At 50.6% G+C, this 14,897-nt stretch carries 14 protein-coding genes; 5 read left to right on the top strand and 9 right to left on the bottom strand.

Annotated features, from left to right (window positions below; all coding sequences use genetic code 11):
* Positions 1-21: 21 nt before the first annotated feature.
* The 8 genes from NSQ22_RS07710 to NSQ22_RS07675 form a co-directional block, all read right to left on the bottom strand.
* Positions 22-1,863 carry a monovalent cation:proton antiporter family protein gene (locus tag NSQ22_RS07710; protein WP_029760899.1) on the bottom strand — a complete coding sequence of 614 codons (1,842 nt, stop codon included), beginning with the start codon at positions 1,861-1,863 and terminating at the stop codon, positions 22-24.
* 75 nt (positions 1,864-1,938) lie between these two features.
* Positions 1,939-2,088, bottom strand: a complete 150-nt coding sequence (locus NSQ22_RS07705) for a hypothetical protein (protein WP_190300632.1) — start codon at positions 2,086-2,088, stop codon at positions 1,939-1,941.
* Between the two features lie 169 nt (positions 2,089-2,257).
* Positions 2,258-3,937, bottom strand: a complete 1,680-nt coding sequence (locus NSQ22_RS07700; RefSeq protein ID WP_029760901.1) for an acyl-CoA dehydrogenase family protein — start codon at positions 3,935-3,937, stop codon at positions 2,258-2,260.
* Positions 3,938-3,963: 26 nt separating this feature from the next.
* Entirely contained in the window at positions 3,964-5,493 is a 1,530-nt protein-coding gene (locus NSQ22_RS07695) for a long-chain-fatty-acid--CoA ligase (protein WP_099232824.1), read from the bottom strand.
* On the bottom strand, positions 5,490-5,879 hold the full coding sequence (locus NSQ22_RS07690; RefSeq protein WP_060475808.1) for a MerR family DNA-binding transcriptional regulator: 390 nt from the start codon (positions 5,877-5,879) through the stop codon (positions 5,490-5,492). The genes NSQ22_RS07695 and NSQ22_RS07690 overlap by 4 nt, the downstream gene beginning before the upstream one ends.
* Positions 5,880-6,024: 145 nt before the next feature.
* Positions 6,025-6,813: an ABC-2 family transporter protein gene (locus NSQ22_RS07685; protein WP_029760904.1), complete on the bottom strand. Its 789-nt coding sequence runs from the start codon at positions 6,811-6,813 to the stop codon at positions 6,025-6,027.
* Between the two features lie 2 nt (positions 6,814-6,815).
* Complete coding sequence (locus NSQ22_RS07680; RefSeq protein ID WP_099232826.1) at positions 6,816-7,589, bottom strand: ABC-2 family transporter protein; 774 nt, start codon at positions 7,587-7,589, stop codon at positions 6,816-6,818.
* Positions 7,579-8,559, bottom strand: coding sequence for an ABC transporter ATP-binding protein (locus tag NSQ22_RS07675; RefSeq protein ID WP_008879385.1), 981 nt, complete (start codon positions 8,557-8,559; stop codon positions 7,579-7,581). Before NSQ22_RS07675 ends, NSQ22_RS07680 begins: the two co-directional genes overlap by 11 nt.
* A 158-nt stretch (positions 8,560-8,717) precedes the next feature.
* Here NSQ22_RS07675 and NSQ22_RS07670 point away from each other — a divergent pair, with 158 nt between their 5' ends.
* Entirely contained in the window at positions 8,718-9,041 is a 324-nt protein-coding gene (locus tag NSQ22_RS07670; protein WP_008879386.1) for a hypothetical protein, read from the top strand.
* 402 nt (positions 9,042-9,443) lie between these two features.
* Entirely contained in the window at positions 9,444-9,848 is a 405-nt protein-coding gene (locus NSQ22_RS07665) for a DUF1259 domain-containing protein (RefSeq protein ID WP_008879387.1), read from the top strand.
* 378 nt (positions 9,849-10,226) lie between these two features.
* Here the strand turns inward: NSQ22_RS07665 and NSQ22_RS07660 are convergent, their stop codons facing one another.
* Positions 10,227-12,227 (bottom strand): acetoacetate--CoA ligase, encoded by a 2,001-nt coding sequence (locus tag NSQ22_RS07660; RefSeq protein ID WP_035499170.1) that lies wholly within the window; start codon positions 12,225-12,227, stop codon positions 10,227-10,229.
* Positions 12,228-12,462: 235 nt separating this feature from the next.
* Between NSQ22_RS07660 and NSQ22_RS07655 the strand changes: the two genes are divergently transcribed.
* The 3 genes from NSQ22_RS07655 to NSQ22_RS07645 are packed head-to-tail and all read left to right on the top strand — an operon-like array spanning position 12,463 to position 14,807.
* Positions 12,463-12,717: a FeoA family protein gene (locus NSQ22_RS07655; RefSeq protein ID WP_011887275.1), complete on the top strand. Its 255-nt coding sequence runs from the start codon at positions 12,463-12,465 to the stop codon at positions 12,715-12,717.
* Positions 12,710-13,444: a FeoB small GTPase domain-containing protein gene (locus NSQ22_RS07650; protein WP_008879390.1), complete on the top strand. Its 735-nt coding sequence runs from the start codon at positions 12,710-12,712 to the stop codon at positions 13,442-13,444. Before NSQ22_RS07655 ends, NSQ22_RS07650 begins: the two co-directional genes overlap by 8 nt.
* Positions 13,413-14,807 carry a nucleoside recognition domain-containing protein gene (locus NSQ22_RS07645; protein WP_008879391.1) on the top strand — a complete coding sequence of 465 codons (1,395 nt, stop codon included), beginning with the start codon at positions 13,413-13,415 and terminating at the stop codon, positions 14,805-14,807. Before NSQ22_RS07650 ends, NSQ22_RS07645 begins: the two co-directional genes overlap by 32 nt.
* Positions 14,808-14,897 lie beyond the last annotated feature (90 nt).

The following is a 14,897-nucleotide window of genomic DNA, read 5'->3' as shown; positions in this document are numbered from 1 at the left end:
CTCTTCTCTCCTCTATCATTTTTATGCTTTCTCAAGCCGATGGCGCAACTGTTCAACATATTCGCCCGAACCCGTCACAATCAGCCGATCGCCTTTTTGCAATTCCGTATCGCCATGAGGCACGATAAACTCATTCTCGCGGAAAATACGGACGATAATACAGTCGCCCATAAATGGAAAACGACGAAGCGTGATCCCGTCATAATCCGGATTGTTCATGGCCACTTCATGCAGTGTTGTATCTTTGTTGATCATCATCCGCGCCACCCTTGGTGATTCGATGGACGCCCGCAGCATGGAACTGGTTGAGCGGAGCACAGATAACACTTCAATCCCCTCGTCGTTCAACCGCTCCACTTGTTTCGGGCTTTCTGCAAGCACCAAAACTCGCCCAACCCCTTGTTCCTTCGCCGCTAGCGCCACATCAGCGTTCACCTTCTCATTCCCAGTCCAAGCGACAACAATGTCAGCCGCAAAAGCTCCCTGCTCTTCCAACGCCTCTTTTGTGTAATCAGCGATACGAACGATGGAGAAAACATCGCCCGCTCCTGTTCGCTCCATGTCTTCCCGCTGAGCATGAAAAAGCCTTACGTCGTATCGATGCAAATCAAGCTCCCGGGCAGCCGCCAAGGTAAACTGATTCACTCCGATGAGTGATACGGTGATTTTTCCTTCGTCTTTCGGGCGAACAAACAATTTTTTAAACAAAGTCGGTGCCACAATGCTAGACAAAACAGCTACTAAAACGAGCGCCCCTTCCATCGTCTCATCGATCATCCCGATCCGTTTGGCGATGGCAGCTGCCGCAATGACAAGCGACAATGTCGACACAAGCAAAAACGAGGCGGCCAACGTCATTTTCGTATCATACCAAATGCGGAGCAAAAACACCGGGACGACTTTCGATACGATCAGCGCCAAAAAAAGAAACGGAATCATCATTAAAATCGTTGGTTCAGTGATGAGCGAACGTAAATTTAAATCAACACCGACCATGACAAAGAAGATGGGAATGAGAAAACCGTAGCCAAACGAATCAAGCTGATGGCGCAACTCTTTATTCGGCGACAACAGCGAAACGAGCACCCCGGCTAAAAATGCTCCTAAAATGTTTTCCGCTCCAAATGTCTCGGACAATGCGACGAGCACAATCATCAAAGTAAATACCGCGCGGGTTCCGATTTGAACTGTTCCCTTCGCCATTGTCTCGACAAACGACCGTCTCTTGAAATGTTTTCCGACAAAATAAAACACGACCCCGCAAGCAAATAAGCCAAGCAACAGCCATGTACTTCCATGTTCAGGCTCATAAAGCGAAACGAACACAGCCAGCAAAATCATTGTCGCTAAATCAGCAATCACCGCAACAAGTAAAATTGTCTGTCCAATGGTTGTCTCCATCAAGTTTGTATCTTTTAACGTTGGCACAACGACCCCGAGGGAAATGGTCGAAATGATGAGTGTCATGAAAAACGCGTTGTCTATATAACCAAAGACGACAAATAAATAGGAAAGACCGTACGACAAAGCAAAAATCGCCACAAAAATGAGTGGAGCAACTCCAAACGGATTTGGTTCTTTTCTTTGTTTGCCGGTTGTTTTCGGTTGATTGGCAAACATCGAAAAGTCAATTTCCAGCCCACTTAAAAACATTAAAAACAAAAAACCAAGCGTAGACAACGTCTCAATCCACATGTCCGGTTGTACAAGATCAAACCCTGTTTTTCCGATCACAATGCCAACGAGAATTTCCGCCACCACGACCGGAATGATTTGCAACCGAAGCCGATTTAATGCGATAGGCGTTAAAAACGCCGCAACAACAACAATCAATAACGAAGTGAGCGATGACTGTTCGGCCATAACTTTCCCCTTTCCAAACGAACATTCCTAAAAGGCCGTCGGAGCCGTGTTCCTGCCAAACGAGAACAGAGCGGCTCATCCGTGTTTAGCGGCAGCCACCGCCAAAATCAATTTACGGCCTTCTAGACTTTTCATCTTAACGAATTTTAAGGCGCGGTGCAACTGAATCGCTGTTTCCACCTCGGCCGATTTTAAGCAGTCATCGTTTTTGTAGACACACGACAAGATGACATTGAGTCGGGAAACGATTCCTTCCTTTGTTGTATAGGATATTTGCTTGAAATTTTGTCACTTGACCCACTTGTTCGTTTAGGCAGCTATCCATCTAGCAAAAAGAGATGCCCGCAAAAGAGCGTGCATCTCTTTCGCTCATCATCCCTTGCGTGCCATCCGCTCATGAATGCGAAAGCGGCGCTGCTCCTTTCGCTTGAACAATCAAGTCAAACTCACGCACCGATGTCATCCGTTCATCGACAAGCCCCCGCTCCCAGACACGTTGCAAAAACAGCTCAGCGATCAATCGATTTCGCTCATTTTCTTGCCCGCGCTCGAGAGCAATGATGCTCAAATACACATCGCACATCCGGTTGGCCACCGTTTTCGCATGAAATGTCTGCACTTCCTCCGCCTGGCCGCCAAGACGTGCGAGTGCTGCCACCAATTCCTTAAGCCCCTCTGCCACGGGACGAGCGAGCAGCTTCATCTCGTCCGCCACCCTCTCGAGCCGTGCCTTCATCTCGGCGGCAAACCGCTCGTGGATACGGTATTTGCGCATGAGCCGCAGCACCTCGAGCGCCAAAATGTTGGCTGTCCCTTCCCAGACGGTCAGCACTTGGGCGTCACGAAGCAGACGCGGGGTGACAAAATCCTCAATGTACCCGTTGCCACCGTGCATTTCAATCGCTTCATGGCTAAACGCGATCGCCTCTTCGGCCGTACGCATCTTAAGAAGGGCAATCAGAAGCCTGAGCCATGCTTTCTCCGATTCATCTGCCTCATGTGGCGCGGTCATGACGCGGTCAAACAAGGCGACCATCTCAAAGCAGGCGCTCGTTTCCACTTCTTGACGCGCCGTCAAGTCGGCGAGCGTCCCGCGCACCATTGGGTAATCGGTCAGTTGATGGCCAAACGCCGTGCGCCGCTCGGCGTATTGTTTCGCTTCCTCGAGCGCCCGCTTCATGATACCGACTGAGGCGATCGCATTGCAAACACGAGACAAATTGAGCGCTTCCATCATATAATAAAAACCTTTTCGCGGATCGCCGACGACATAAGCCTTGGCTCCATCAAACACAACTTCGGCGGACGGCACGGCGCGCACACCTAATTTATCCTTTAAACGGCGGATGGTGATGCCGTTTAACGTCCCATCCTCGTTGCGCCATGGAACGAGAAACAAGCTCAACCCTTTCGTCCCTGGCCCGCTCCCGTCGATGCGCGCCAACACGAGCGCTACGCCGCAGCGCCCGGCATTGCTGGCAAAATATTTTTCTCCGTACAGTTTATAATGATCCCCGCACGGTACAGCGCGCACTGCATTGGCCCCAACATCCGACCCGCCTTGCCGCTCAGTTAAAAACGTCGCCCCTTCATACAGCTCGATCTCACCGGTGGAAATGACATGAGGCAAGTACCGAGTTTTTAACTCATGATCAGCGAAATGTTCAAGCACATACGCCGTCGCCATCGTCAGTGTCACCGGGCAATAAAACCCGGGCTCGGCTTGCGATAAGATGTATCCTTGGGCGTACGAGTAAATATAGTTTCCTTGTTTCCCGAGCTCGGGAATCGGTTTATGCACATAGCCGACGATTCCCGTTTCATACGTCTGTTTCGCCGTCTGTTCGTATCCTTCATTCACCCACACTTCGGAAATGTCGTTTCCAAAACGGTCGTACTTCATTAGACGCGGTTGCCCTTCACGGTCGGTATGCACAGCGCGGCGGTCGACCTCCGTCAAGCAAAATTCGTAAAACGATTCAATTTTTTCTTCAGCATACTGGTACAATTCATCATCCAAATACCGTTTCAAATTGGCAAGCAAATTCGGATCGGCTTCACGAAGCGGTTTCATCGTCCCTCCCCTTTCCTCTTTTCTCATCATCCCTGTACTTCCTGCGCCGCCTCCCGCGCCCGGAGCACTTGTTTCAACACTTTTCCCGTCGCGTTGCGCGGCAATTCAGCAATCGCCTCATACAAGCGGGGAATTTTATAGTCAGCCAGCTTACCAGATAGGAAGCGCTTACAATCCTCAGCAAGCAACTCAAGCGGCGCACTCAGCACAACGAACGCTTTCGCTGTTTCGCCCCACTCCGGATGAGGCACACCGATCACGGCGACATCAGCGATCGCTGGATGCGTCCGCAGCACATCTTCGACTTCCTTCGGATAAATGTTAACTCCTCCAGAAATAATGACATCTTTCTTCCGATCGACGATCCAAATGTAGCCGTCCTCATCACGGCGCGCCAAGTCCCCCGTGTACAGCCAGCCGTTTCGGATCACATCATTCGTTTTTTCCTCATCTTTGTAGTATCCTTTCATCACGCTTTCGCCGCGCAACACGATCTCGCCGACTTCACCAGGCGCAACTTCATTTCCTTGTTCATCGACGATCGCCACTTCACAATGGAGGGCGGCATATTTACCGACACTTCCTGCTTTTTCTTCATGTTCCTCAGGAGCTAAATACGTACCATTCGGGCCGGCCTCCGTTAATCCGTATAGGCACATCACCCGCTCAGCGCCAAAACGGCTGGCAACAAACCGCACTTCCTCGCGCGACAGCGGAGCCCCTCCGTACATCCAATAACGGACGGAAGACAGGTCGTAATCCATAAACCGAGGGTGTTTTGCCGTTAACAAATACGCCACTGGTGCGCCGAAAAAGTGAGTAATCTTATGCCGCTCCACCAATTCAAGCAACGCCTCAGGGGAGAACGCGGGCGCTACGACGTGAGTGGCGCCGACATACATACCACCGACGAAAAACAGATGAAGCGGTGCCGAATGACTAAGCGGCATCAGGTGCAGCAAGCGGCTATGGCGATCGATTTTCGTTTCGATCACGATCATGTCCGCAACCGTGATAATATTGCGATGAGTGAACAACACTCCTTTCGGTCGCCCGGTTGTTCCCGATGTATACAAAATCGTCGCTTCATCCTCTTCTTTAGCCAAACAGACGATCTCCTTTGGATCCCCCGAACCGATCAACTCCTCAAGCGACCGCCAGCCATCTTCCTCCTTTCCTGTCTTGATCCAAATGACATCGCTTTTACCAACAAGCGGAACGAGCGCCTGATGCACTGAATCGTGGGCGATGAGCGCCTTCGCATCGCTATGATCCAAAATATACTGTACTTCCGATGCCGTAAGACGGGCGTTGATCGGCACGACAACCGCGCCAAGGCGCAAAACGGCAAAGTACGAAAACACAAACTCTTTTGTGTTGGGCATATACAACGCGATTTTATCACCGCACCCCAACCCGAGCCGAGCGAGCGATGACGCCAAACGGTTGACCGTTCGGTTCACTTCAGCATACGAAAGCTCCGTTTCCCCATCAATGACCGCCGTTTTTTCAGGAAACTTCCTCGCATGACGGGCGAGAAGTTCAGAAATGTTCATTCAGCTCTATCCTTCCATTCTCGCAATCGCTTTTCAAAATCGGAAAGCAACGCCTCCATCTCCGCCTTCAGCTTCAGCAAATCGTCAATCCGCTCGCTCACCTCCTTAATTTTTTTACGTCCGTATTCGACCGTTTTTTCGAGTTGTTTCTTTCCGGTGCGATCCTCATCAAACAGCGCAATCATCTCATGAATTTCCTCAAGCGAAAAGCCGAACCGTTTGCCGCGCAAAATGAGCTTGAGCTTTGCCCGCTCCTTTTTCGTATACAGCCGTTGCCCTGACTCCGTCCGAATCGGGGTAAGCAGCCCGCGCTCTTCATAATAGCGGATCGTCCGTGTGCTTACATGAAACTCCTGCGCCAAATCAGAAATGGTAAAATAGCCCATCGTAATCCTTTCTGTAGATTTAATATTCTGAATTTTATTTTAATTGACGTTGACGTAAAAGTCAATCAACCTCCTGCTTTCTCATCAAAGAAAAAAGGTGTCTCAACAGAAACGAGACACCCTTTGCATGAAGACGGATAAAACCTCACCCGCCCGCGCCTGTGTAAAAGCGCAAAGCAAAGCGCCAAAAGCGGCGGGCAAGCCATAAAAAGAGAATGGCCACAGCCAAAGCGGCAAGCACTGTCGAAACACTCCATTTTCCAAGCAGCGCCAGCGCAGGTGTATTCGTAATTAATACAGCCGGCAACACGTAAGTGATCACCATCCGGACCGCGCCGCGGTACATGCTGCCAGGAAAGCGAGCCGTTTCAAAAAATGAATCGAAAATAAACGACAAGTCATCGATGCGCACGACCCAAAACGACGTCGTCATCAGCATCATCCATAGCGAATAAATCAACAAAAGCGAAGCAGCCATAACGACAAGAAACATAAGTACATCGACCGCCGACGGAACATAGCGCTCGATATACAAGCCATAGCCGATGACGCCGAGGCCGAGTGCCACATCAATGAGCCGCCAAAAGACAAGATGGCGGAAGCTGACGTAAAACATGCTGTCGACCGGTTTTGTCAAAATGTAATCGAGCGTACCACGCCTGACGTGTTCAAGCAGACGCGGCATGTTCGGACGAAGGGCGAAGTCAATGAACCCGCGCAGCATATTAAAGATGCCGAGCAACACAAGCACTTCTGCATACGTCCAGCCTCCTAAATCATCCGTCTGGTAAAAAAAGATATGGACGGTGAGCAGCGCCATGCCAACGCCAAAAAAACTAGCTGCAAAATTGCCAAAAAATTCGCTTCGATACTCCATTTCTTCCACAAAACAGGCACGGAAAAATTCGCGGAACACCCGCCCGTATCGCCGCATAGTCATCCACCTACCGCTTGATTTTTTTTCATTCCCGCCTTCCACAGCCATTGTAAAACAGCGGCCAACACAAACAGCCACCCTGCCGCGATGGCAAAGCCGCGCACCAATTCCTCCGCTCTCACCGCTCCGGTGGCGATTTCAATCGGGAAGCTGATCATATAGCGGAACGGCAGCCATTCGCTCCATTCCCGAAGCTGCGGCGGAAGCATTTCAAGCGGCGCGATTCTTCCCGACAAAAACAATGAAATGACATCGATGACGCCGTACACGGCCGCCACTTTGGTCACCCAAAACGCAAGCAACCCACACGAGTAACTCAGCAAAAAGCGAAGGGCGGCACCAAGCACGACGGCCCCCAAAAACCACCCGATTTGGCTTCCTGTCATATGCGGGCGAAGCGCTGGCCAACACACCGCTCCTACCATCCAAACCGGCACTAAAATGACGAGAAACAACCATTTATAGACGATATTTTCCGCAATCGCCCAATGAATCGGATGAAGCGGCCGCAGCAACAAGTTTGAAAACGTCCCTTCGCGGATTTCACGGTCAAGCTCCCATACATCCCATGCGCTCGTCATCCGTTCGACAAAAATAACGGCCATAAAATAAAAGAGAAACGACTCGCTCTCTTCCGGATGAATGTTCATCCAAACGAACATCGTAATGAGTGGCTGGGTGATGGCACCCGTCATCCAAACGAACGTCGCCAAGCGGTACGCGAGCATTTCGATATACTTCATACGCAGCAGGGCGATATATTTACGAACCATATACACCCTCCTGAAACGCGCGCGTAATCACTTCCTCAAGCGGTGGGTCTTCAATATTAATATCACGGACATCAAACCGCTCCAATAACCGCGCCGCCGTCCCCGCCGCCGTCTCACGTGCCACTCTGAGCACGACCGTTCCCTCTTCCATTTCCGCTACTTCGCCATACTCGTCCCAGCTGATGTTTGGGAGCCGCGAAAACCGGACTTCAAGCCGCTTGTACGGCGCCAGCTTCTCCGTCAACACCGAGAGCTCCCCATCGTAAATGAGCCGCCCATAGTTGATGATCATCACCCGGTCACAAAGGGCCGCGACATCGCCCATGTAATGCGATGTCAACAAAATGGTCGTCTCATGCTCTCGGTTGTAATCGACAATAAAGCGGCGCACGTTTTCTTGCGTATGAACGTCAAGCCCGATCGTCGGCTCATCTAAAAACAACACTTGCGGTCGATGCAAAAGCGCCGCCGCCAACTCGCAGCGCATCCGCTGTCCAAGCGACAAGCTGCGCGTCGGTTTGTCCAACAACGGCGCTAAATCGAGCAGCTCAGTAAGCTCTTCTAACGTCTGGCGGAATGATCGATCGTCGATGTCATAAATCGCTTTATTGACCAAAAACGTCTCCATCGGCGGAATGTCCCAAATGAGCTGGCTTTTTTGCCCCATCACCAAGCTCATCATCTTTTTAAACTCCGCCTTTTGTTCAAACGGCACAAAACCGCCGACCGTGATTTCCCCTGACGTCGGGTGCAACAGGCCGGCAAGCATCTTCATCGTCGTCGTTTTCCCCGCTCCGTTCGGGCCTAAAAAACCGACGATCTCCCCTTTTTCGATCGTAAACGAAACATCTTTGACCGCCTCGACAATCCGGTAGTCACGGCGCCATAAACTGCGCACCGCCTCGAGCCATCCGGCTTCGCGGCGATGGACACGGAACGATTTATGCAAATGGCTGACACGGATTACCATGTTCATCCCCCAATATGCGCATGCTGTTGACATTCTTTTGTTATATCACATTCGAAGGATATGCTGCAAAGAAAAATGTTTCGGCATCTTTCCTCTATGGTTCCCTTCTTTCGTCTTGTATAATGAAAAAAGAAGCGAACGAGAAAGGAGATTGTCGAATGGCGAACATTACGAATGAAATGATTTGGCAAGCCATCAAAGAACTTGCCGGTCAGCTTCAACAAACAAACAGGCAAGTCGAGCAACTCGGCAAACAAGTGCTGCAAACGAATGAGCAAGTACAGCGGATCGGCAAACAAGTACAGCAACTCTCCCAACAAACGCAACAAACGAATGAACAACTCAACCAATTAAGCGAGCAAGTGTCCGATATGAACGAACGGCTCACCGATGTCGCCAACGGCCAAAACATTTTGGTTGAAGAACTGTTTGAAAACAAAAAAGAGATGAAGCGCGTCAAAACGGCGTTCAATCTGTATTAAAGCCGGCGCTGTTCACCATTTCAACAGGTTCCCCTCGATTGATTTCTCATCTTCGCTTCACTCATCGAACGGAGTTTTTCTTTTTGGCTAAAAGACCGGCAATTGAGCTACAACTACGGTGGAAAAGACGCATTTCTCAAAAGAACCTTTCGAACTCCAACTTCTAACGCATCTAAAAACGGTTTAATGAAAAGGGTTGTTTTTTACAGCCTTTCTAGCACATAGCGAAACACGCTGGACACATGTCCATGGCTTCATGAGCCTATCCCGTTTGATTGGCGTCTGCCGCAAATTCCGCTCCCACCGTGGATGCCTGTCCCTCTCCTTCTCCATCCCCGACCATACAATAAGAACAAGGGGACAAAGCACCCCTTTCATTTTGAACGAAGGGAAGAGGATAGGATGAATTGGGAATCGAGAAGAGATTTATGCCGGGAGTTTGCTAGTATTCTCGGTGGAACAGGGAGCTTGATAAACGGGGTCTGTTTTGTGCAGAAGTTTCGGGATATTCCGTTTACCATCATGGGCAGACGAACAAATTCTCCGCTCGTCAACCCGCAACTATTTTCCTTTGAAAGTTTAGACAGTCAAGGAAACGCCTTAAATCTTGGGGAAACAGTGTTGCTTCAAGAAGAAGTCAACCCGCTGCTGCGGGAGTTGAAAAAACGGGGCATTACCGTCACCGCGGTCCACAACCATTGGTTATTCGAACGGCCGCGGGCGATGTATATGCACTTTCAGTCGATCGAGCCCCCGCTTGAGTTTGCCCGTAAAGTGCGGGAAGCGTTTCGGGTGTTAAAAGACTAGCGGAGCGGGATGGAGCGCCCTTTTATTGTCTAAGATGAGCCGCCTTCATCGCCCTAGCGTCGCCAAAACGGGTCTAGCGACTCCCGCTAGGAAAAAGTGTCGCCGCAGAACATTTCTCCTGTCTAGAAGTTTTCCATCCGTTTGTGGAGATAGCAGAGCACTCCCCTTTGTCGAGTAGACGATTGGAAATCAGACGAAGGTCGAAGCTTTCAGGAACACTTACAGTCCATTCCATGCTCTTTTTGAAAACATCCCCCCGAGCCTATGCCTCGCGGGGATGTTTTTGCCGGTCTTCTAGCGATTAGTAATAAGAACTCAACAGCAAACACTTGTTTTTGACTTGGTTATCCCATTCGTCCTACCAGTCTTTCTCTTGCTTTAGGAAAAATGTTCACTCGTTTTCCATTTCACCGCCATCGTCTTCGCCAGCTCAAGGAAAAAGTCGAGTGCCTCCGGATTGGCCATTGAACCTGGGTTGACCGCTTTTTCGAGAGGGAAGCCTAAGAGTAGTTTGCGAATCGGGATTTCCATTTTCTTTCCGTTTAACGTCTTTGGAATTTGCTTCACCTCATAAATGTCATCCGGAACGAAGCGCGGCGAGACATGTTGCCGGATCGACTGGCGAATGCGGTCTTTCAGCTCATCATCGAGCTCCACGCCCGACTTAAGAACGACAAATAGCGGCATGAACGATTGCTTGCCCATCATTTCCAAGTCAACAACAAGGCTCTCGAGCACCCCGTCAACCGCTTCAACGGCGCGGTAAATTTCACTCGTGCCCATGCGGACGCCGGCGCGGTTGATCGTTGAGTCGGAGCGGCCGTAAATGACGCAGCCGCCTTGTTCGTCAATTTTAATCCAATCACCGTGCTTCCAGACACCCGGATACGTGTCGAAATAGCTGTTCCGGTACCTCTCCCCGTCCGGGTCATTCCAGAAAAAGAGCGGCATCGACGGCATCGGCTTCGTAATGACGAGCTCACCGACTTCATTGACAAGCGGTTGGCCGTTTTCATCAAACGCCTGCACATCGGCTCCTAGCGCACGGCATGAGAGGACACCGGCACGCACCGGCAAAATCGGCGAACCGACGACAAACGCGGTGCACACATCTGTTCCACCGCTGCACGATGCCAGACAAATGTCGTCCTTCACGTTTTCATACACCCAGGCGAACCCTTCGACCGTCAGCGGCGAGCCGGTCGAAAGCACCTCCTCAAGCTTTGATAAATCATAGTGCTCCTTCGGTTTGAGACCGTGCTTCATGCAGACGTTAATAAACGCCGCGCTCGTGCCAAAATGGGTGATTCCCGCTTTCTCCGCGAGCTCCCATAAAACGTTGCCGTCCGGATATGTCGGACTGCCATCATAAAGAACTACGGTCGCCCCAGTAAGCAATCCACCGACTAAATAATTCCACATCATCCATCCGGTCGTCGTAAACCAGAAAAACGTGCTCTCCGGCGTCAAATTATCAGAGATCGACAGCGCTTTCAAATGTTCAAGCAAAATGCCGCCATGCCCTTGGACAATTGGCTTTGGCAAACCAGTCGTTCCCGAAGAATACAAAATCCAGAGCGGATGATTAAACGGAACGTTTTCATAAACAAGCTCCGCCTTATTGGCCACCACATCGTCCCACAGCACCACCCCGTCATCAGGTGCCTCCATTTGTTCACGCCAATACGGAAGCAGCACCGTCTTTTTCAATGACGGCAGCTTGGCGCGCAACTCAGAAACGACGGGCATTTTATCAAACTCTTTGCCGTTGTATTGGCAACCGTCGACGGCAAACAATACGGTCGGCTCGATTTGCACGAACCGGTCGATGACGCTGCCGGCGCCAAAGTCCGGCGAACAGCTTGACCAAATGGCGCCAATCGAGGCGCAAGCCAAAAACGCCATCACCGTCTCGGGAATATTCGGCATATAAGCTACCACACGATCGCCGCGCTTCACTCCCATTTCCCGCAGTGCCTGAGCGATCGCTGCTGTCTTTTCGGTCAGCTCTTGCCATGATACTTCCCGGTATGGGACACGTTCGGAACGGAAAATCAGCGCCGGGCGGTCAGCACGCGCATGGCGGAAAATATGTTTCGCATAGTTGAGCGTCGCGCCTGGAAACCACTCCGCCCCTGGCATCTTTCGCTCCCGCAGCACACATTCATACGGTGTCTCTGCCTGCACACCAGTGTATTCCCAAACCGTTTCCCAAAACTGTTCAAGCTGTTCGACCGACCATGTCCACAATTGGCGGTACGAGGCGAACGATAGCCCCTTGTTTTCTTTCAGCCAGTCCATATACCGCTGTATATTGGAATGTTTGATTTGTTCGTCCGTCGGTTGCCAAAGGATTGTCCCTTCCGTAATCGCTTTCATTTTGTCGTGCGTCAATGGACGCCGTCACCGCCTTCCTTCTGTTTTTTATTCAGACTATTTATATGATAACATTCTTTCATATTATTTTGAATATATGTTTCTTCGACATCCTTGTCGGAAAAGAACGGAACAAATCCATTGACAAAAAGCCGACACTGGAATAAGATAAACACAAAAGTTGGTCTTGGTAAAAAAAATGTCCCTTGTCAAAAATGTTGACGGGAGGGAAACTTTTATGGCTAAACGAAATAATCGGTGTCTCTCCGAGATGAAACCGGGGGAGCGATTCCGCATTGAGAAAGTGGCCATTCCTGACGCTGTGCTAAGACGAAGACTGCTTGATTTAGGTTTTGTACCCGGCGGGGAAGTCGAAGTCGGGCAGAGAAGCCCACTTGGCGACCCGACCGCTTATTATGTATGTGGAACAACGATTGCATTAAGAAAAGAAGAAAGTAATTACATTTATGGGGAGAAGATCGGTCATGATTAATGCGACATACACGATTGCCTTGATGGGGAATCCGAATACCGGAAAAAGCACGTTGTTTAACGTTCTGACGGGACTGCGCCAACATACTGGCAACTGGCCTGGAAAAACCGTCACCCATGCAGAAGGAGAATTTGTCTATCGCGGCATAGCGTATCGGATCGTGGATTTGCCGGGCACATACTCTCTCTATTCCAATTCGGCCGATGAAGAAGTGGCACGCGATTTCCTTCTGTTTGAACGTCCTAATATAACAATCGTTGTTGTTGATGCCACAGCACTCGAGCGCAACTTGAACTTGGTGCTTCAAGTATTGGAAATGACCGACCGCGTTATTGTCGCTATCAATCTCATAGATGAAGCAAAAAAGAAAGGCATTCGCATCAACACCAAAAAACTGGCAACCAAACTTGGCGTGCCGGTTGTGCCGATGTCTGCCCGCAACAAGGAAGGAATCGATGAGCTGTTAAAAACCGTAGATGCTTTCGTCCATGGCCAGCTTCACCCTACTCCGATCGCCGTTCCATACAGCGTAGAAATTGAACAAAGCATTGCCAAACTGCTTCCGCTCGTCAAAGAAATCGTGGGGGATGACTATCCGGCTCGCTGGGTCGCACTCCGGCTGCTTGACGGTGATACCTCACTTCTTAGCGCTTTGAACCAGCAGCCGCCACGGCTCACAAAGGAGGAAGCTCCGTATGCATGTTGCGGATCGGTCAAATCTGTTTGATCGTTTAATGGAAGAAGCACAATCGTTGGCACCAGCCGATACGCGCGAACAAATCGTCACCGCCATCTTTCAAACATCAGCCGCGCTTTGCCGGGAAACGGTCACAAATGCGCCTAAGGCCGCAAAAGACCACACTTTGCAAATCGATCGGATCGTCACATCGCGGCGCTGGGGATTCGTCATCATGCTGGCGATGCTCGCCGCTGTCCTTTACATGACGATCGCTGGAGCAAACGTATTGTCTGAATCGCTTGCCCACCTGTTCGGATGGGTAGAACAATATTTGACCCTGTTGTTTCAAGCCGTTCATGCACCTCACTGGTTGTACGGCCTCCTTGTGCTTGGCTTATACCGCGGCACCGCGTGGGTCGTCAGCGTGATGTTGCCGCCGATGGCCATTTTCTTTCCAGTGTTCGCCTTGCTCGAGAATTATGGCTATTTGCCACGCGTCGCCTTCAATCTTGACCGCCTGTTTAAAAAGGCGGGCGCACACGGCAAACAGGCGCTGACGATGGCTATGGGCTTTGGATGCAACGCCGCCGCCGTCATCTCAACACGCATTATCGAATCGCCGCGTGAGCGGACGCTCGCCATTTTGACGAACAGTTTCGTTCCTTGCAACGGGCGATGGCCGACGTTGATTTTGCTCTCTTCCTTATTTATGGCAGCTGGTTATACAGGGAGCTGGAACACACTCGTCACTGCCGCGGTGGTCGTCGCCATGGTACTGTTTGGCATCATCGTCACGTTAACCGTTTCATGGGTCTTATCCAAGACAGCCTTGCGCGGCATCCCAACCCATTACACTTTGGAACTGCCGCCATATCGGCGCCCGAAAATCGCTGAGACCGTCATTCGCGCCACACTGGATAAAACGTGGTACGTACTCAAACGCGCCGTCACCGTTGCCGCCCCAGCTGGTGTCATCACTTGGGTGCTCGGCAACGTCCCCATCGGCGACACAACCGCGCTTTCCGCTTTCGCTGGTTGGCTCGATCCGTTTGCGAAGACCATCGGACTTGACGGCTATATTTTGATGGCTTTTCTCTTAGGGCTTCCAGCCAACGAAATCGTCTTGCCGGTTTTGTTGATGGGGTATTTATCGGCCGGAGCGTTAACGGAAATCGATAGCCTCCATTCGCTCAAACATATTTTTCTCGCTCATGGATGGACGTGGCTGACGGCACTCAATATGATGCTGTTTTCACTTCTCCACTACCCGTGCGGCACGACGCTTGTCAACATTTACAAAGAAACGAAAAGCACGAAATGGACGTTCGTTGCCTTTGCCTTGCCGACAGCAATTGCTGTTGCCGTCACCTTTACGACCGCTCGGCTAGCGAGATGGCTTGGACTCGTATGACTATTGTGACGAAGAAATCAAACTATCACGCTACAAAGGAAACGATATACTTCTGCCATGAAGATCGTTCGCTCCCTCTATTTTTAGGGA

Origin of the sequence: Geobacillus sp. FSL K6-3411, from assembly GCF_037965715.1 — a bacterium.
Taxonomy (GTDB): domain Bacteria; phylum Bacillota; class Bacilli; order Bacillales; family Anoxybacillaceae; genus Geobacillus; species Geobacillus thermodenitrificans.
Note: the sequence above shows the minus strand (reverse complement) of the source record. Positions and strands in the feature narration are given on the sequence as shown.